We start from the raw sequence: 19,466 nt of genomic DNA, 5'->3' as shown, positions 1-19,466 counted from the left end.
AGAAGTAAGTTCACGAGGCTTGTTAAATTAAAGATCTGACCATTCCGATACTCCGGCATCTTGCCGGGGTATTTTTCATTTTTTAGATACAGGAAAGGATCACAAAAAGTAATCCATTCCGTAAATGTTATTTGTTAACTAGTCCTTCGGGGATAGCGGCAGTGACAATTTCAAGTGTTTCATAGTTTATAAGGAGAAACACTTCGGTATTCGTATTTTCTATTAAATGTCCATATAGTCCAACATCTGCTCCGAGGCTGGGAGGATTAAACTTGTGGCGGGTAAACTCTACGTTAAGATCATATTTTTCTTTAAAATATGTTTTTCCTGCCTCCATAGCCTTGCTAACGACTTGAGTATCTGCGCTAGAATCAGACTTGAAGCTACAGCCTCCCAAAATTAGGACAACAAATACAAAAACAAATATAATCTGAGACTTATTTTTTTGTATATCGTCTCCTCCTCAAATCTACCATGATATGGGTATATTACTGTAAATTAAGTTTCAGAGTAAATATAAGAGGTGTGTTTTTTGAAAGTCTACATTTCAGATGAGGTGTGTTTAAAATATTCCTGGTTTGCGTATCAAGACATTTCGAATGGGTAGTCTTTCACCCCGAGGGGCACACGAGTGAACACGCATTTATATAAAAAATGACACGCATAGCAATTTTCCGCGTATTACCGTTTAACTTCTCATCATCCACAATCTGCTATTTCCAGGTAACACACTTCTACAGTTTGACCACAAGTTAGCCAATTCGTTGCAACGTTGTCCCTTAAAGATGAAATGGGATAAGCCCAAGCTACGTATAGTTATAGTATCAGAATATCCAATCATATCCACCTGAGAGCGTTAACATCATGTACAATGAGAATGAGATAAACAGGGGAAAAACGACATGAAGTCTAATATCTAACATGAAAGGAGGTCGAATGATTGAACATGACCAAATACATAAAGTTTCTCGGACTGATCCTCGGCATCGTGGCGGTGAATGTTCTAGCATTCTCACCGGGCTTTATCGGACTAGAATTTGGGGAGAGTGCATTCACGACAGCACTTTCGGTGACGCTGCTGTTTGGTAGCGCATTGGCTCTGTTCTATGGCAGCTATACCTTGTTGTTCAGGCAACCGGTTGTTCTGCCTGTGAGGCATATCGAAACACATGAGGATTATGTGGAGGCTTTATCTTTTTATAGACGCATCAAAGTGCTCGAAGAAGATATTACGCTGGGTTTATCCCAACTTAGTCGGATGAAAAAAAAGAAAGAGACGCTCCTGAATGTACTGCATCAACGATTTGATCCCGGAGAACTGAGCTACAAGAAATTTGCCTCCGTCACGCTGGAAGTAGAGAAGCTGTTGTACCTGAACATTCGAAGCGTGTTGAATCGATTGAATGTATTTGATGAAGCGGATTATGCCAATATGATGAAATCCAAATCCGCGAGCTTGCCACAAAAGCTTTTTCAGGAAAAAACGAAAGTGTACAACGACTACCTAACCTACGTAAAAGATTCACTCCACACCAATGAGGAAATTCTGCTCAAGCTGGATCAGTTGCTACTAGAGATTTCACGCCTAGACAGCTATGAGGCCGGAGATATCGAACAGATGCCTTGTATGCAGGAGATTGATCAATTAATTAAGCACACCAAATTATATAGACAGTGAGGGGTTGCTCGTATGGCGAAGAAGGGGAAGTTTTTTTTCATATCCATTGTAATGTTGGTGCTTGTGTTTGGCCTAGTCTATGCAGGAATTACACTGACGTCAAACTTCGGTAAGTCATCTTCACAGGTCAGCACGGAGAATGCAGGTAAGGAGCTAGGAAAGTTGTATGCTGACATCGCGCCGGCAACAGCCGAACCGGTTAAGGGCCAGATTGATCTGGATCCGGTTGATGTCGCAGAATCGCTGCCGGACATATCCAAGTTCCCGATTGCGGTAGAGAATACAACGAATGATTACGTCGAAATTTTCTCTTCCACGGAGAAGTCGGGCAGCGGAGTGGACGGCTGGTTAACCGAAGTAGCGCAAGAATTCAACCAAGCAAATATCAGCGTTGATGGTAAACCAGTGTCGGTGAAGGTTCGGAATATTGCCTCTGGAACAGCTACCGACTATATCAAGTCAGGCAAGTATGTGCCCGATGCCTTCACACCTTCCAATGAACTGTGGGGCGAGATGGTAGAGGCAAGCGGAGTGAAGACAGAGATGGTGTCCGAACGAATCGTTGGTAACGTGCCTGGAATCGTCATTTCCAAAGCGAAATATGATGCACTGGTTGATACGTATGGCTCTGTCAATGTAAAGACAGTCACTGAAGCGATTGCGAAGAACGAACTTGCGATGGGGTATACCGATCCATTTGCGAGCTCCACGGGACTAAATTTCCTCGTGACAGCGCTGAACACGTATGACAGCTCGAATCCGCTTGGGGAGAAGGCGATTCAAGGCTTTGAGAAATTCCAGGCGAACGTACCGTTTACCGCGTCCACGACAATTCAGATGCGGGAAGCTGCCAAGTCAGGCCGTTTGGATGCTTTTGTTCTCGAATACCAGACATTTGTGAATACAGCCGATCTGAAGAGTGGATATGTGTTCACTCCATTTGGAGTAAGACATGACAGCCCGCTCTATGCTCTCGGTCAATTGCCGCAGAACAAGCAGGAGATCATCCAGAAGTTTGCGGAATTCGTGACGCAAGATAAATACCAGAAATCAGCCGAGGAGTTCGGTTTTAATGGCCTCCCGGATTATAAATCAGAGGTAGCAGCGGTAGATGGCGGTACGCTGTTGTCCGCGCAGAAAGTATGGAAAGAGAAGAAAAATGGCAGCAAACCTATTGCCGCTGTGTTCGTTACCGATGTATCTGGAAGCATGGATGGAGAACCGCTTAACCGGCTTAAGGAGTCCTTGCACAAAGGACAGAAGTATCTGGGTACGGATAACAGCATCGGCTTAGTATCCTACTCCAGTGGAGTTACCGTCAACTTACCTATTGCCAAGTATGATACGAACCAGCAATCCATGTTTGTAGGCACGGTAGATAGCTTGCAAGCAGGTGGAGGAACAGCGACCTTTGACGGAATCGTTGTGGCGATGAAGATGTTGGAGGATTACAAGGCCGCTAATCCCGATGTGAAGCCGTTGATCTTTGTTTTAAGTGATGGTGAGACCAATGAGGGGCATACGTTGCAGGATATTCGTGAGTTAGTCGAGACGTATCAGGTGCCGATTTACACCATTGGCTACAACGCAGACATCAAAGCATTGGAGAGCATCTCCAGCATTAACGAAGCCGCAAGTATTAATGCGGATACCGACGATGTTGTGTACAAGATTGGGAACCTGTTCAACGTACAGATGTAATCTGTTTAACCTAGTTCGTGTACACCGTTTGGAATTGAGCATATAGGTCGATGAAGCTGTTATTTTAAAGGGGGAACGTCAATGTCATTTTCCATGGAGATACCTAGTCAGAAGGAAATTCAGAAAGTGATTGAGGAAGAAGTGAAACCAGTGCCCGCGGAGGTCGCCGAGCTGCAACAAGTGGCGAATGCCAACGTAGAGATGATCATGACACTTGACCTTGAATCGTTGGAGAAACGCAAGGAGATTCTGCAATCCATTGAGGGCTTTGGCATGAACACGATGAGATCCTCTTCGGAGAAAAACGCGTTGCTTCAAGTCTCCGTTGGACATCTGTCCAAGACGGGAGACGAGGGCGGTCAGGTAGCCAAAGGCTTAACCGAGCTGCATATGCAACTGAAGGATCTCGACCCGAGCGTGGTCGACTTTGCTAAGACTGGCTTTCTGGGCAAGTTGTTCAATCCGCTACGCGCGTATTTTTTGAAGTACCAGAAAGCAGATGCGGTCATTGCAGACATCGTGACCTCCCTGGACAAGGGGCGAGCAACGCTACGCAATGACAATACGACTCTAGAAATTGAACAGCAGAACTTACGCGAATTAACCAAGCGATTACAGAAGGAAATTCAGTTAGGTGTGCTGATGGACGAATCTATTGATGGACAGATTGAGGCGGCGAAGGTACGCAATGAAGATCCGGAGAAGGTTCGTTTCATTACAGAAGAAGTGTTGTTCCCGCTTCGGCAACGGGTGATGGATCTGCAGCAGATGTTGGTGGTTAACCAACAAGGAATCATGGCAATTGAAGTGGTCATCCGTAACAATAAGGAACTAATTCGCGGGGTAGATCGGGCGAAGAATGTAACCATATCGGCACTGAAAATTGCCGTAACCGTAGCAAGTGCGCTTTATAATCAGAAGATTGTTTTGCAGAAAATTGAACTACTGAACCAGACGACGAATGACCTCATCGCAGGCACATCCAAAATGCTCAAGGATCAAGGCATCGCCATTCAAAAGCAGGCGTATGATGCAAGCATTTCGGTCGATACGATGAAGCAAGCGTTCACGGATGTCCTGTCTGCACTGGATTCAATCAGTGTATATAAGCAGGAAGCATTACCGCGGATGCGGGAGACAATTACACAGTTCCGTGAACTCGCGGATACGGGAGAGCAGCAGATTCAGCGACTGGAGAAAGGGCAGAAGCTGGGATTGTAGCATGATCGCATAGCCGAGTTATAAATAGAACGGTTGACCCCGAATTATCCAGGGTCAACCGTTCTTTGTCGTTGCATGTAGAGTGTATATGGAATCAGCAGCACAAGGGCTGACAGAGCCACGATTAAGGAAATGAATAGACTGGCTTGAGTGAACAGGAGTGCTCCCAGAGCGGCCCCGAGGACAAACGTAATCCAAGATAGTGCCAGAACAGCCCATTCGGATACAGGAGCTTTGCCGCGTACAGCTTTAGCGATGGCTTGTCCAATCCCGAACAAGGTTCCTGACACGAAGCCTTTGCCTACGTCAGCATGAGCGACCATCTGGTGCATCGTATTTTGCATGCCCATCGCTACTGCGAGTGGAAAGAGAATGCTGTCGTTGTGGAGCAATATAACCCAGGTGATTGCAATAACGAATAAGATAGATTCCGCGCTTAAAATTAACGTCAAATGATATTGTCTGGATAGTTCCGTTATCAACGTACCGATAAATGCCCCGACAATAAATAACAGCACGACAACCCCCGTCGTTGCCCATACGGAGTAGTCACCTTTAAAGAGTGAAATGCCTAGCTTGGTGCTATTACCGCTCATAAAAGACAAATAAACCTTGCCTAATCCTAGATAGCCAATGGCATCAATAAATCCGGCAATCAGCACTAGAGCTGATGATAATAAAAGCCGGGATAGTCCCGGCTCTAAGCGTTCTACAGTATGTCCAATACGTTTAGTTGTGTCTTGATGGTTATTGGTCGAATCAGGCGTTATGGTCATAGACATAGCCTCTCTTCTGGTTCGTGAAAGCAGTGATGCAGATCAGTCTAGTGTATGCGAGCGATACGATCGGATTCAACCAAGTATGTTGACACGAACCTCTGAATTCTTATCCGACAACAAGTTGATAACCTATATATGTCTTGGTTTAGCATGGACGCCTAGTCCTAGTGCTAGAGCTAGACGTAGGCACGTTAGGATTGAGAGCTATTCTTTTGCTTATCTGGTGCGATGAAGAGGGTGTCATTCGGAAGCTTGGCTGCTTCTTCTTTGGTCATACCCAAATTTGTGGATAACAGGTCGTCTGGGTTACCTGCAATCCATTCACTCAAATCAATGGCTTCGTAGTGCCCGCTGTTGAAGCCGATTAATACACGGCAGACGTCGTCTCCGGTATTTTTGATATAATGCCCAGCTCCCATAGGTGCATAGCCAACATCGCCTGCTTCGAAATGCTCTGTTACCGCATGACCCTCTGCGAGGAATACTGTCATTTCAGCCTGACCACTAATGTAGTACTGCCACTCGTCTGCATTAGGATGCCAATGCATCTCCCGTAGCGCACCTGGCTGCAATTCAATGAGAGACCCAGCCATCGTGGTGGAGATGGGGAAGTCCTCAACAGTCACGGTACGTTGCGTACCACCTCCTGGTGCTCGTCTAGGCTGTTTGGCAAGGAGTGGATATCGGTGAATGGTGGTCAGCTCCGAATTACGTCGGTATGTACCGGAAGATGAACTATCGTTGGGTACGGGTCCTTTGGCAAAGTAGGCTTCACCCTGATTCAGCTTGGCAGCCTGCTCTTCGGTGATGCCAAGATTCTGAGCGACGATGTTGTTCGGGGTCTGAGTAAAAAAATCGGTAATACTAAAAGTATGATCCTCCGAGAAATCACCGTTATCAAAAATCAAAATAAAATGACATTCGTCCGGGCCGAGTCCCTGAATGGAATGCCCGTATCCGCGAGGGAAATACCAAACATCGCCTGGCTCGAACGTATCCGTATAGGCATGTCCATCCGGATGGATCACAGTTGTACGACAGGAACCGCTGATGACGTAAGCCCATTCTGCTGCGTTAGCATGCCAATGCAGTTCACGCATGCCTCCCGGCTCTAATCGCATGGATACGCCAGCAATGCCGATTGAAGCAGGGAAATCTTTAACTGAAGCGCCGCGGGTAATTCCGCCAGAGCCTGTCCGAGGTTCCTTTTGTTCTAGCCGATACTTAAAAGATGTCATCATGATTCCTCCTCATATCAAATTAGGTTTACATGTAAAAAGTTGAATATGCCGTATATGTTCTTTTAACCATATCCTACGAATCTATTCAGCTATACCTTAATTAATATGAGGCAAATGGGAATTATTCATTCGAGGGTCATTCCATTTTTTTGTACATATTGTGTTGCAGGTTCGCTGTGAGTCGAATGATAGACCACATTAGCGGGTTTATAATTAATAATTTTGAACAATTCCTCGGCCATATAACCGGGGCTGTGTCTGAAATCCTGATGAATCCACTCGATAATCATGCCGAAGATAGCATGAGATTGATAACTTGCGAGCAGCTCGCGGTTGATATGCGTTGGGAATATTTCGTTTAGATCCTGTAAGGCGAGGTCGCGTAGAACATTACAGATCATCTGTTGGAAGCTGGAAGATGCCTCGGATTTGACGGCAAGAGTATAGAATGCAGCGTGCTGATAGACATGCTCAAAGATGCGGATGGCTGATGATGGCATATGACTCACTTCAAATATTTCTTTGCCTTGGTAAGGCTCTCGGTAAGAGGTCACCAGGTCTTGGATGACATCGTCTATGATCTCGTTAAACAGGTCTTCTTTGTAATGATAGTGCTTATAGAATGTTCCCCGATTCAGATCCGCCAACTTCACAATATCGGTGATGGATATTTCTCTAAAAGGGTGCTTTTGCATAAGCTTAATGAGCGCATGTTTCAGCGCAGCTTTGGATTTCTTAATTCTTCGATCGGTGGATTCAGTAGGGTCTGACATCGAATTTCCTCCCTTTGTATAGTTGTTCAAAAATTACGCTTTTGATGACGAAGGATGCCTGTCGGCATCTCAGCGTCGAATATGGGATTCAGCCGAAATGTCCGTTGCTCACGTAGTTCTGCCTACGCTTCGCTACTCCATTTCTATCTTTATCCCATCTTCTTGGTACTGAAAACCGCTCTTTTTGAACACGCATTTATGGACTTGATTAATAAATGTACAATAGGCGTCTGAAGTGTTCGTTAACGTACAATAGGGCAAGCTTTTACTGATTGATCCCAAAAGCTATGACTTATTATACTAAGGATACGAGTTAATGAACATTTGTTTGTTAATTTATTGTAAACGAATACAAAAAGGAGGAATTAAGATATGAAACTTCAAGATAAAGTTGCTGTTGTGACAGGTGCAGGTTCAGGCATGGGGAAAGCGATTGCCACACTATATGCTAGAGAAGGTGCCAAAGTCGTTGTGTCAGATATTAACGAACAGTCCGCTCAGACAGTTGCTAGTGAGATCAAGGAATCAGGCGGAGAAGCCATCGTGGTTTTGGCTAATGTAGCCAAAGAAGAAGATGTGCAAAATCTGATTGATGTGACGGTAAGCACATACGGTACTGTGGACATTCTGGTGAACAATGCAGGTATTATGGATGGCATGGAGCCTGCAGCGGATATCACGGATGAGAAGTGGGAGAGATTGTTCGCCGTAAATACAACCAGCGTGATGCGGACTACGCGTAAAGTATTGCCAATCTTCCAAGAGAAACAAAAAGGAGTTATCGTGAACATTGCTTCAGCAGGCGGATTGCATGGTGGACGTGCGGGAGCCGCTTATACAGCTTCCAAACACGCGGTGATTGGATTCACCAAAAATACGGGGTACATGTATGCCGAGCAAGGCATTCGTTGTAATGCTATCGCTCCAGGAGCTGTGGCAACCAACATTAGCTCATCAATGACGGGAATCAGCCCATTTGGAGCTGGACGCCAACAACTAGGTATGGCGATCAACCCACGTGTAGGTACGAGTGAAGAGATTGCCAAAGTGGCTTTGTTCCTCGGCTCGGATGAATCTAGCTTCGTTAACGGAACCGTCATTACAGCTGATGCAGGCTGGAGTTCATACTAATTCGAGTGCGTAGTGGGAGAATTGCTAATAACAGAATGATCGGACGGAGCATGTAAAAATCGATGCAATTACAGCACTTCAAGTGCTCAAAGAGAACATGCACGACCGTGCATATAATTCTGTGGAATGAACTAAGAGCCGCATCTCATGATGCGGCTTCTTCATGGTGACTCTACAAACGAGGCAACCTTGTGAATCGTGTTCAATTCCATTGGGATTTGGACAAACGTTTGCACTGCCACACTTAGACCTGTCTACGTCAGCTCAGAGATGACTTCGCTTTGGAGTACAGTGAGGATTCTCGAACAATCAGTCGATGTGGAATAATGACAGGGTTATGCGTTTGAGGTTCCCCGCTTATAATTTTGAGTAACACTTGAACTGCTGTATAGCCAAGCTGATAGGTTCCGATATCGATGGAACTGAGTGGCGGTGAAGCCAGTTCGGATAAGGCTATATTGTTAAAACTGACCACGCTAATATCCTCAGGTACCTGATATCCCAGCTCGGCAAGAGCTCTCAATACTCCAAAAGCGACATTATCATCAATAACAACAATAGCTGTCGGTCTATCAGGCAAAGACATGAATAGAGACATCGCTCGGAATCCGCTCTCTTGTAGGAATTCACCCTCCACAATCCAGTCCCGATTGGCATGTAGCTCTGCTTCGGCAAGAGCCTTCTGATATCCTCGCATACGATCATGGGATAACGTAATTTCCGGTGGGCCACTCACGAATCCGATCCGTGTATGTCCTTGTGCAATCAGATGCTGCGTTGCATCATAAGCAGTCTGCACATTGTCATTATCCACCATGGGTGCATTCGGGTGAGCTTCACTGCGACCGATCAGTACAAAAGGAAACGCTTCCTCTTCCAGAAATGAAATGATCGGATCATCTCGCTTCGAACCTAGCAGCAGAATGCCATCGACTCTTCGGCCATGCACAAGCCGGGATATGGCATGCAATTCATCATCGGATGATGTTTCAGTTGTTAGTAGCAATTCATAATTGTTGCGTGTGGCGAGTGTAATAATACCTCGTAACAATTCCCCAAAAAAGTAGTTCTGGAACAACTCCTCCGCAGGGCGAGGAAGCATAATCCCAAGAGTTTGCGTCGTTTTGGACACAAGGCTCTTCGCCATAATGTTGGGATGATAGTTGAGTTCTTTCATAATTTGCTTTACTTTGAGAGACGTCTCGGTGCTAATTCTGGGATGGTTGGAAATCACCCGTGACACTGTAGAAGGGGAGACACCCGCCAATTTGGCTATATCCTTGATCGTAATCATCTAAAAATCCCCTCTGAACAATCATTTCAACTTTCCACTATGGTAATGCAAAGGATGCGAGAAATCAATTAGTACCTATACGATACAGAAACCGAAGGTAGTAAAATTAAGGAAGAATGAGTTAGAAGAAGGGTATAGAGGATTACTTCGGCAAAATGAAAGAAAATGGTTAAAATTGAAGCAATATGGCTTGTGCAAACGTTTGTACAAAGAAAGTAACGTATTGTATGATGTGAGTGTTATTGTAGCGCTTACATCATTGGTTTTACATACCTCTTAGTAAATTTCCCCCTACATATTGAATAAAAATGTGATTCTGTCTTTTGTTTGAGCAAACGTTTGTACAAAAAAGAACAAGGATCACAACGCCTGACATTCTACGCAGATCAAAGGGTGAGAGAGCGCAATTTCGTTGAACCAAACAGAGGGAAGGGGACATTTTACATGAGAAAATGGCAAGGGGCAACATGGTCTATCGTCATGGCTTTTACACTGGTTGCATGCTCGGCAGGAGGGGGAACTGCATCTCCGACGACAGCAGGCGAGAATCCCGAGGAAGCTGTACAACTAACAGCCGAAAATCTTCAGCCAGAGGAAGGGGCAACTTTGGTCATCTGGGAGGATAAGAATCAAAGCAGCTTTATTGAGCAAAGAGTGCAAAAGTTCGAAGAGAAGTATGGTGTAACCGTCAAAATGGAGGAATTGCCTCCAACGGATCAGGTGACGAAGCTAACGACAGATGGACCGGCAGGCCTGGCAGCAGATGTGGTTGTGTTCCCACATGACAAAATTGGTAGCGCTTCAGAAGCAGGGCTGATCTTGCCAAATGACATTTTTGAAGCGGAAACTGCAGCGAATACAAGTGAGAATGCACTCAAGGCGGTGACGTTCAAGGATATCTTGTACGGATATCCGTACAGTGTTGAGACATATGCCCTCTTTTACAACAAAGCATTATACCCGGAAGCTCCACAAAACTTCGACGAAATTATCAGCTTTGCCCAAACATTCAATGATACGAAGTCCAATCAATATGCGCTGATGTGGGAATTGCAGCAGTTCTATTACAATTATGCGTTTCTGGCATCGCAGGGCGGATATATCTTCGGTGATAATGGGATGGACAGCGGAGATCTTGGTTTGAATAATGAAGGGGCTCAGAAGGGTGGGCAGTTCCTACAGACACTAAAGTCTGAAGTATTGCCGCTGAAGATGGGTGACGTGAACTACGATATCAAAAAAGGATTGTTCTCCAGCGGCAAGCTGGCGATGGATATTAACGGTCCATGGACCATTGCGGATTATCGCAATGCGGGAATCGACTTCGGTGTGGCACCGCTCCCAGCAATCGATGGCAAACCGATGACCTCCTTCTCAGGAGTTAAAGCTTATTACGTAAATGCATTCACGCAATATCCGAATGCCTCGAAGTTACTGGCTGCGTTCCTCTCCAATGAAGAGGCCCAGATGGAGAACTTTGAACTAAATGGCACACTTCCGGCAAGCAAGAACGTCGCAGCCGATCCGAAGGTGCAGGAAGATCCGATCAACAATGCCTTCCTGGAGCAATTCAATAACTCCACCCCAATGCCTTCGCTTCCTGCAATGGACAGTGTCTGGGGGCCAATTACATCGGCCATTACGGATATCTGGGATACGGGCAAGGATGTCAAAGCATCGCTGGATAATGCCGTGAAGCAAATCCAGGAGAGCCTTGCAACCGTGCAGTAAGAACGAACGACCATAGAATCTGGGGATAACAGCGATCGGAAGCTTGTTCTGTTATCGGAGTGGTCAATGTCTGTAATCCTTCGTTCAATTTATGCAGATTAGCAAGGGTAGGAGAGGAGAGAGCGAATGCAACAGCAGCATGTCCCGGTGCCTGTCGGCTCCGGAAGGGAGAGGCATCACCGGATGACAGCGGCCATATGTTCCACAATATTGCAAGGTCTGGGGCAGTTATATAATCGGCAATGGATCAAAGGAATTATACTACTGTTGCTGGAGGGAGTAGGGCTTGCGTACCTGCTTCCTCGCCTGTCTCAGGCAGTATGGGGAGTATGGACACTGGGCGAGAATACACAGCGTTTTGTCAAAGTGAATGGTTCCACCGTACTTCAAAAAGGAGACCATTCCATCTTTTTATTGCTGGATGGGATTATCGTATTGCTAGTATTTTTTGTATTTATCCTGATCTACATTTTGAATATCCGGGATGCGTACATGACCGGTCTTGCTAGAGAAGAAGGCAAGCAGATACGAAGTGCAGGAGCCACGATCCGGAACATGATGGATCGAAACTTCCCATATCTGTTTCTGTCCATTCCGGCACTCGGGATACTTTTTTTCACCATTATGCCAATCTTGTTCACGGTCACCATCGCGTTTACGAACTATTCGGCACCGGATCATATTCCGCCGGCTAAACTGGTAGACTGGGTTGGCTTCAAGACATTTACGGATCTCATTCAGCTCAAGTCATGGAGTCAGACGTTCTATGGTGTCCTCACCTGGACGGTGATCTGGGCCATTTTGGCTACAGTTACTACCTATTTCGGTGGTGTACTCGTGGCATTATTAATTGAACAGCGGGGTATACGCTTCAAGAAGTTGTGGCGTACGATTTTCATCCTGCCTTATGCCATTCCGCAGATTATTTCCTTGTTGTTGATGCGTAATCTGTTTAACGGTCAGTTTGGGCCGATCAATACGTATATGAGAGCTTTTGGACTAGAGGGATTACCTTGGTTGACCGATCCGTTCTGGGCAAAGGTTACAGTCATTGTCGTCAACATGTGGATCGGTATCCCAGTCAGCATGGTGCTGATTCTGGGTGTATTGACAGCCATTCCACGTGATCTATATGAGGCTGCCGAAGTGGACGGTGCTTCCGCATTCCAGAAATTCCGGATCATTACGATGCCATTCATTTTGTTTGCGACTACGCCGGTGCTCATTATGCAGTTCGCTGGTAACTTCAATAATTTCAATGTGATCTTCCTGCTGACCAACGGCAATCCGCTACGTGGGGATTATCAGTATGCTGGGGCAACGGATCTGCTAGTGACCTGGCTCTATAAGCTCACGCTCGATAACAATAAATTCAACATGGCTTCTGCGGTAGGTATTATTATCTTCCTGATTATCGCTTCATTCTCCATCTGGAATTTCCGCCGCTCCAAATCATTCAAGGAGGAGGACATGATTCAATGAAGACACGCAATAATCCGGTGCGCCTGGCTGTGAGTTACCTGCTATTACTGATCATTGCCGTCGTCTCCATCTATCCGGTGCTCTGGATCTTTCTCTCCTCCCTAAGACCGGGTGCGGCATTGTTTAGTGAGCGTTTATGGCCAGAAGCCTTCACGCTGTCCCATTATGGTGAACTGTTCAACAATCCATCCTTTATGTATGGACGATGGTATATGAATACGCTGAAAATTGCCTTTTTCACCATGATCTTCTCCACACTCATGGTGACACTGGGGATGTATGCCTTGTCTCGTTTCCGTTTCCGTGGTCGCAAAACGATTCTTTCTACCATGCTGATTCTTGGCATGTTCCCAAGTTTCATGAGCATGATTGCAATCTACATCATTTTGCTGCAAATTAAACTGCTCGACACCCATACTGCGCTTATTCTGGTTTATTCTTCAGGAGCAGTACTTGGGGGATTCATCGTCAAAGGATTCTTCGACACCATACCGCGCAGTCTGGATGAAGCGGCTCGTATCGATGGTGCAAGTCACTTGCGGGTATTCACCAGCATTATTTTGCCCTTATCCAAACCCATGCTGACCTATGTAGCGTTAACTAGCTTCACAGGGGCGTGGATGGACTTTATTTTTGCCCGTCTGGTACTGCGTACGAAGGAGAATTGGACACTTGCGGTAGGGATGTGGGATCTGGTCAACCGTTATCAGGACAGTAATTTTACGATGTTCGCCGCAGGGGCGGTACTGATTGCGATTCCGATTACGCTGTTGTTTGTTTTCCTACAGCGCTTCCTAGTTCAAGGACTCACATCAGGGGCGTCAAAAGGTTAACTGTGCTGGTACATCATTTCGTCCGCGATCTTGTCGTAGATTAAATATATGAAGTGATAAAACAAGTCGCACATCAAGTAAAAGATCAAGCAATACGCCAAGCAGGCACTTCCCATGATGTTATGTCTTAAGTGGACTGACATCGTTACGGAAGTGCCTTCTGCTTCAATATGAGTTTACGAGACCCTAACCTCAATCCAATCAACCCGTACCTATGTTTAAACCCGGAGTATACGCTGTCTCAGCGCACTCCGGGTTTCGTGATCAGTTTATCCTTCTTCTACATGTGTTATTGCCAGTTCACTGTAACTGTAGCTGTTCCACTCGTCGGAGTGGTGAAGGTGTGGTTAGAACCACTTTCCCACGTGACCGTGGAGCCATTCTTTTTGAAGAATTTGAACTCGAGCGGTGTGCCCGCAGGAACACTTACGTCATAGTACCAGGTTGGATAGGCATGAATGACTTGGTTAAAAGCTGGGCCAATTGCATTGGAGCCTGTTGACCAACTTCCTAACTCAGCTACGTTGCCAGTCAGATAGATGTTCTCGCCGAGTGAAGTGGTAGCGTTATTGATGACAAAACGGACAGAAACCTGATCTCCGCTAAGAATCGTAAAATCATTATACGCGTTGCTGCTAACTCCACCAGCCGTTACTTTAACCGCATAGTTGCCTGCCGCAACGGCAGGAATCTTCACCTTGATCTGTGTATCTTCCCAAGAGGTGATGGCTGAACCGGTTACCGCTGTAGTACCGAAGTGCACCGTGCCTTTGGAAGCACCGAATCCTCGGCCATCAATGGTAACTTCATTTCCCGCTTTACCCATCTTAGGTCCAACATTACCGATGGTTGGGGTGGTCTCATTCGCTGTATACTGCCAAACGGCTGTTGCGCCTGCTGCAAGATTGAAGGAAGAGATGTTTCCTCCATTAGAGGAAATCTGGTTACCGTTAAGTGCACCGCCAAGCACATCCGTATATGTACCCGTAGGAAGTGAGGTCGTTAGACCAGAGATGGATGTAGGGGTAGAGGTATTGAGGTTGATTGCAACGACGGCTACACTGTTGCCGAATTTGCGCTCATAGATGTACACGTCGTTGTTGATCCAGCGTTGCTGCGTCGAACCATAGGCAATTGCCGGATTGGACTTACGTAATGGAGCAAGCTTGCTGATCACATTGAACGCCGTGGTTGTTTTGGAGAAGGAAGGCATCTTACCACGGTTATCTGGGTCACCGTTCCCTGTCATGTATTGTTCTGTACCATAGTAGATGGCAGGCACACCGCGTGAGGTCAACGTAAATGCCAAAGCTTGCTCCAGACGGCGATTGTTAACCGCATTGGTTTTGAAACGATCCATGTCGTGATTATCAATAAAAGTAACCTGATCATGGATGTGATCGTAATCCGCTCCGGTACTGCTGATCATGGAATCTAGTGCGTACATCGTGGCTGTGTTGTCGCGGAACACATTCCGAACTTCTTGATTGAACCGGAAATCGAGCAGACTCATACCGGATTTATTCGCAAAATCATTATTATCTGCATCTGAAGCAGATGATCCCAGGAACCACTCGCCAAACGTAAACACAGGCTGATGTGTATAGATCGAAGACATCCAATTCTTTTGCCAGCCCATAGGCATGTGCTTCACGGCATCTACACGAATTCCGTCAATGCCCATATCCAGCCACTGCTTGATTGCATCCTTGAAATACGTATCGATTGTACCGTTATTGTGGTTCAGGTCAGCTAGGTCGTAGAGGTTTTTATAAATGCCGTTCTCCAGTGTGGAGAAGTCAGAGCCGCCATTATGATGGAAATACTGGTTGCTATCATTGGTATACCCGCCTACAAGAGTGCCATTGTCGTATAATCGGCCATTCTCAGCAAATGAAGTATCGGTTTCCATGGCGGGGGAGGTATGGTTAGGAGCGAAGTCAATGATGATTTTAATGTCTTTAGCATGAGCTGTGTCGACCAGGTTTTTGAAATCAGTCATCGTGCCAAAGGCTGGGTTCGTTTTCTTGAAGTCGCGTGCCCAATAGCCATGGTAGGCTGTGTTGTTGACACCCGAGTAGTTAATGAGAGAGTAGATATTCTCGACAGGTTGTGAGATCCAGAGTGCGGTTACACCTAAGTCAGTGAAGTAGTTATCATTGATTTTGTCTATTAAGCCTTGCCAATCGCCACCACAGTATAGTTTAAGATTGCTGCAACTCGCGTCATAGGCTCCTCCGGCTGGATTGTTGGCAGGATTGCCATCAGCGAAGCGATCTGTGAACACCTGGTAGATGACATCTGTACTGAAATTCTGCTTATTCGTTACCGCAGTATCAGGATCTGCGAATACAGACGCTGTGGTTAGAAAAGGGAAGGCGCTTCCCGCCATCAAGCCTAGTGTCAGCGTGGCGCTGAGAAGGACGCGCTTAGTTAATTTGAACATGGTAATCCACCCTTCATCAATTGGTTTGGATATGTTCTGAATGCTTGTAATAGCGCTTACAAATAACGAATTTCGCATTTCCTTTGAACGCATCGCCTCCCTTATGGCATGCCAACAACCCCGGCATCTCCTGCTGGAGTTACCGGGGTTGTTCTAAACCATATCGGTTCAAAAGCATAGCCCTCGAGTTATCTTCACAACGTTATAATAATTAAATAATGGTATAGTTGTCAATATATATTTTAAAAGCATTTATTTCCTATTTATTCACTGTTTCTTATTCTTCAACTGGAGTAAGCGGGATCCGTATGCTTCAATCTGGAGCTGACTTTTCTGATCCGCCTGAAATGAATCATTGTTGAATACATCATGCCAGGTTCCAGCTACAGAAAGGGTGAGATCGAGCGAGCGTGATTGATCATCGGCATTGAGTATGAGCACGAAATATTCCCCTGTGTGTGGATCATGTCGTTCGATCACAAGGCAAGCATCGCCAGCTCTGGCATGGAGCATATTGAGATTAGCGCTGCGAAGTGCAGGGTGTTGCTTACGTAATTGAATGATCGTCTTGAAGAAACGGAGAAGATCTTTGTTTTGTTTGTCCTCGTCCCATTCCATGCATTTGCGGCAGCCAGGATCGTAGCCACCTTCCAGCCCAATCTCATCTCCATAGTAGATGCAGGGCACACCTGGATAGGTGAAGAGCAGGAGAAGGGCGAGTTTCATTTTGCGGACATCCCCCTGACATTCGGTCAGTAGTCGCGGCGTATCATGGCTATCTAAGAGGTTGAATGAAACCTCAGTCACGGATTGAGGATAAGCGATGAGCAGCTTCCCGATCTCGTCAGCAAATCCTAGGCCATCCAGTTTACCGTGTACAGCAAAATCGAGCACAGAGTTGGTAAACGGATAGTTCATCACCGCATCAAACTGGTCACCCTGAAGCCACATGATGGAATCATGCCAGATTTCACCCAATAGGTAGGCATCGGGGTTAATGCTTTTGACGGTTTGTCGGAACTCACGCCAGAATTGATGATCCACCTCATTTGCGACATCAAGTCGCCAGCCATCTATACCAATGTCCTGAATCCAGTAACGTGCCACTTCCAGCAGGTAGGATTTCACTTCAGGATGTTCTGTATTTAACTTAGGCATTAGGGGTTCGAAGGCAAAAGTATCATATGTCGGTATGCCATCCTCGATCCGTGCCGGCCAATCCCGAACGTGGAACCAATCGGCATAGGGGGATAATGCACCATTTTCAAGGATATCGGCAAAAGGGAAAAACTCTCGGCCTGAGTGGTTAAACACCGCATCAAGAATCACTCGTATCCCACGTTCATGACAGGCATCCACAAGCTCTTTCAGTTTCTCATTCGTGCCGAAATGAGGATCTACCTTGAGATAGTTGCCCGTGTTGTACTTATGGTTCGTCGTTGCCTGGAACAATGGACAGAAGTAGATCGCGTTAATGCCCAGGTTAACCAGATGGTCGAGGTGGTTGATAATGCCCTGCAAGTCACCTCCGAAGAAATTAACGGGCGTAGGCTCGCCGCCCCAAGGCTCTGCGTTTGCCGGACTGATGGAAGGATCGCCATTAGCATAACGTTCAGGGAATATTTGATAAAAGACAGCTTCTTTTACCCAAGCAGGAGCTTCAAAAATATCTGCCGGATTCATGAATGGAAAATCGAAAAACTCCAGTGAATTTTCCGGCATTGCTGTCTCGAATCTGCGTTCAGTCATCCACACACATTGATCATCCTTCTCTAATCGAAAACCGTAACGTAACCGGCGATACGGTGGCTGTACCTCAACCTCCCAGTAATCGAACAGGGCATCGCTGGTGAACAAATGCATAGGGCGAGTTTCCATGGTTCGATCCCAGGCATACTTATCTCCAATGATGGCATAGGCGGCGTCAACATCTCCACGCTTGGATCGCAGGCGAAGATGCATCGTAGAGCGGTCATAAGCGTACGACCAATTTAATTTGGGACGATGGTAAATAGCTTCGAGTAGCATTCAAGTCACTCCTTATGGATAAAAGTTATAGAACCCGGCTATAAACGCAAAAAAGGCACAACCCCCAATGTTCACGAGGTTGTACCTTTCGGCAGCATAGCCTTTTGATTATAGCGTTATTATACGAACTAAATCCGCAAAAGAAAACACTTTTTTTTACTTTTATCTCACTTTTTTGATCTCGCCATAATGAGCATTACAGTTTACAGATCATAACCAAGTTTAGCTGCATATTTAACTAGCTCATTATTGGATTGCTCGATCAGTTTAGCACCTTGAGCAAGTTTAGCATTACCTTGTTTCAGCAAAGTGCTATTCACTTTAGTTTTGGATACTGATTTTTTGAACAACTGGTACGCTTCAAGCTGTGTGTAGCTTCCTTTGACCAGTTTGGCATGAATTTTTTGCAATTCAGCATTTTGTGGTTTTACTAGTTTTAGCTTAGATACATATTTGGTGTAGTTAGGAATTGCGGTATTGGTTAATTTCAGGAACACAGATTTGCGATTAGCAGATGTGATAATAGTACCGCCACTTACAGCGTTGAACGCTTTTTCTTCATATACTGCCGCTTCTGTCAATTTATCAATGTAGTCCAGAAAATCAATCTCTTCGTCTGACGGTAACGGTTCGTCTTGGGATGTATCGTAACCATATTCACTATCTTCTGAGTAGGTAGATGTTGTATCCTCAGCTGCAGACGCATAAGAACCAGCAGGTAGGAATATGCCTCCAAGCAAAGCAAAACTCATAATCAATGATAATATCCAAGATTTCTTCATGTTTCATAGCCCCCATCTTGGTCATGTCTTAAATCTCACTCATCGGCATTCTAAGACAATCCCTAATTTATGTAGATTATTCCAATGGATAATCTAACATAGTGCGACAGTAAATTACAGGAATAGATTTACATAAAAACGTTCTAAGCGATAATTACGAAATAGTACCTATGCAACGTTTCGTAGGGGGTCTGAGAGATAGGTATAAAGAGGTATTAGCATGTTCATATGTGAAAACGAGAGTGTGTTCCTCATAAACTTCATATCTTCATATTAAAGTAGAAGGTAAATAATTACATAAATGTGTGTTTGATAAAAGTGGGATTATATAAGGTATATAGTTGGA

At 45.5% G+C, this 19,466-nt stretch carries 15 protein-coding genes; 7 read left to right on the top strand and 8 right to left on the bottom strand.

The features are described 5' to 3' along the window. Positions 1-127 precede the first annotated feature (127 nt). Positions 128-337: a hypothetical protein gene (locus J2T19_RS16440; protein ID WP_307217572.1), complete on the bottom strand. Its 210-nt coding sequence runs from the start codon at positions 335-337 to the stop codon at positions 128-130. A 609-nt stretch (positions 338-946) separates the two neighbouring features. On the opposite strand from J2T19_RS16440, the gene J2T19_RS16435 reads away from it, so the two are divergent. From J2T19_RS16435 to J2T19_RS16425, 3 genes are all read left to right on the top strand, one after another. Continuing rightward, the gene (locus tag J2T19_RS16435) at positions 947-1,678 is read left to right on the top strand and encodes a hypothetical protein (RefSeq protein WP_307217570.1); all 732 of its coding nucleotides are present in this window, start codon (positions 947-949) and stop codon (positions 1,676-1,678) included. Between the two features lie 12 nt (positions 1,679-1,690). After that, complete coding sequence (locus J2T19_RS16430) at positions 1,691-3,379, top strand: vWA domain-containing protein (RefSeq protein ID WP_307217568.1); 1,689 nt, start codon at positions 1,691-1,693, stop codon at positions 3,377-3,379. 81 nt (positions 3,380-3,460) lie between these two features. Then, complete coding sequence (locus J2T19_RS16425) at positions 3,461-4,600, top strand: toxic anion resistance protein (RefSeq protein ID WP_145049256.1); 1,140 nt, start codon at positions 3,461-3,463, stop codon at positions 4,598-4,600. 44 nt (positions 4,601-4,644) lie between these two features. Here the strand turns inward: J2T19_RS16425 and J2T19_RS16420 are convergent, their stop codons facing one another. From J2T19_RS16420 to J2T19_RS16410, 3 genes are all read right to left on the bottom strand, one after another. Continuing rightward, complete coding sequence (locus J2T19_RS16420) at positions 4,645-5,376, bottom strand: YoaK family protein (protein WP_307217564.1); 732 nt, start codon at positions 5,374-5,376, stop codon at positions 4,645-4,647. 194 nt (positions 5,377-5,570) lie between these two features. Continuing rightward, entirely contained in the window at positions 5,571-6,617 is a 1,047-nt protein-coding gene (locus J2T19_RS16415) for a cupin domain-containing protein (RefSeq protein WP_307217562.1), read from the bottom strand. Between the two features lie 128 nt (positions 6,618-6,745). Beyond that, positions 6,746-7,393, bottom strand: coding sequence for a TetR/AcrR family transcriptional regulator (locus J2T19_RS16410; protein WP_307217560.1), 648 nt, complete (start codon positions 7,391-7,393; stop codon positions 6,746-6,748). Positions 7,394-7,765: 372 nt separating this feature from the next. Here J2T19_RS16410 and J2T19_RS16405 point away from each other — a divergent pair, with 372 nt between their 5' ends. Continuing rightward, on the top strand, positions 7,766-8,524 hold the full coding sequence (locus tag J2T19_RS16405; RefSeq protein ID WP_056695098.1) for an SDR family oxidoreductase: 759 nt from the start codon (positions 7,766-7,768) through the stop codon (positions 8,522-8,524). Positions 8,525-8,783: 259 nt separating this feature from the next. On the opposite strand, the gene J2T19_RS16400 is transcribed toward J2T19_RS16405, so the two are convergent. Next, on the bottom strand, positions 8,784-9,818 hold the full coding sequence (locus J2T19_RS16400) for a LacI family DNA-binding transcriptional regulator (RefSeq protein ID WP_307217558.1): 1,035 nt from the start codon (positions 9,816-9,818) through the stop codon (positions 8,784-8,786). A 444-nt stretch (positions 9,819-10,262) separates the two neighbouring features. Between J2T19_RS16400 and J2T19_RS16395 the strand changes: the two genes are divergently transcribed. From J2T19_RS16395 to J2T19_RS16385, 3 genes are all read left to right on the top strand, one after another. Continuing rightward, positions 10,263-11,549, top strand: a complete 1,287-nt coding sequence (locus tag J2T19_RS16395; RefSeq protein WP_307217556.1) for a sugar ABC transporter substrate-binding protein — start codon at positions 10,263-10,265, stop codon at positions 11,547-11,549. A 126-nt stretch (positions 11,550-11,675) separates the two neighbouring features. Beyond that, positions 11,676-13,031 (top strand): sugar ABC transporter permease, encoded by a 1,356-nt coding sequence (locus J2T19_RS16390; protein ID WP_307217554.1) that lies wholly within the window; start codon positions 11,676-11,678, stop codon positions 13,029-13,031. Continuing rightward, the gene (locus J2T19_RS16385; protein ID WP_056695093.1) at positions 13,028-13,864 is read left to right on the top strand and encodes a sugar ABC transporter permease; all 837 of its coding nucleotides are present in this window, start codon (positions 13,028-13,030) and stop codon (positions 13,862-13,864) included. Before J2T19_RS16390 ends, J2T19_RS16385 begins: the two co-directional genes overlap by 4 nt. Positions 13,865-14,153: 289 nt before the next feature. Here J2T19_RS16385 and J2T19_RS16380 read toward each other — a convergent pair whose 3' ends face one another. The 3 genes from J2T19_RS16380 to J2T19_RS16370 all read right to left on the bottom strand — a co-directional run bounded on the left by J2T19_RS16380 (position 14,154) and on the right by J2T19_RS16370 (position 19,120). Then, positions 14,154-16,310, bottom strand: coding sequence for an alpha-amylase family glycosyl hydrolase (locus tag J2T19_RS16380; protein WP_307217673.1), 2,157 nt, complete (start codon positions 16,308-16,310; stop codon positions 14,154-14,156). Between the two features lie 267 nt (positions 16,311-16,577). Then, positions 16,578-18,338: a glycoside hydrolase family 13 protein gene (locus J2T19_RS16375; RefSeq protein ID WP_307217551.1), complete on the bottom strand. Its 1,761-nt coding sequence runs from the start codon at positions 18,336-18,338 to the stop codon at positions 16,578-16,580. Positions 18,339-18,541: 203 nt separating this feature from the next. Continuing rightward, on the bottom strand, positions 18,542-19,120 hold the full coding sequence (locus J2T19_RS16370; RefSeq protein ID WP_307217548.1) for a hypothetical protein: 579 nt from the start codon (positions 19,118-19,120) through the stop codon (positions 18,542-18,544). Positions 19,121-19,466: the final 346 nt, after the last annotated feature.

The sequence above is a fragment of the Paenibacillus tundrae genome, from assembly GCF_030812775.1.
GTDB lineage: Bacteria > Bacillota > Bacilli > Paenibacillales > Paenibacillaceae > Paenibacillus > Paenibacillus tundrae_A.
Note: the sequence above shows the minus strand (reverse complement) of the source record. Positions and strands in the feature narration are given on the sequence as shown.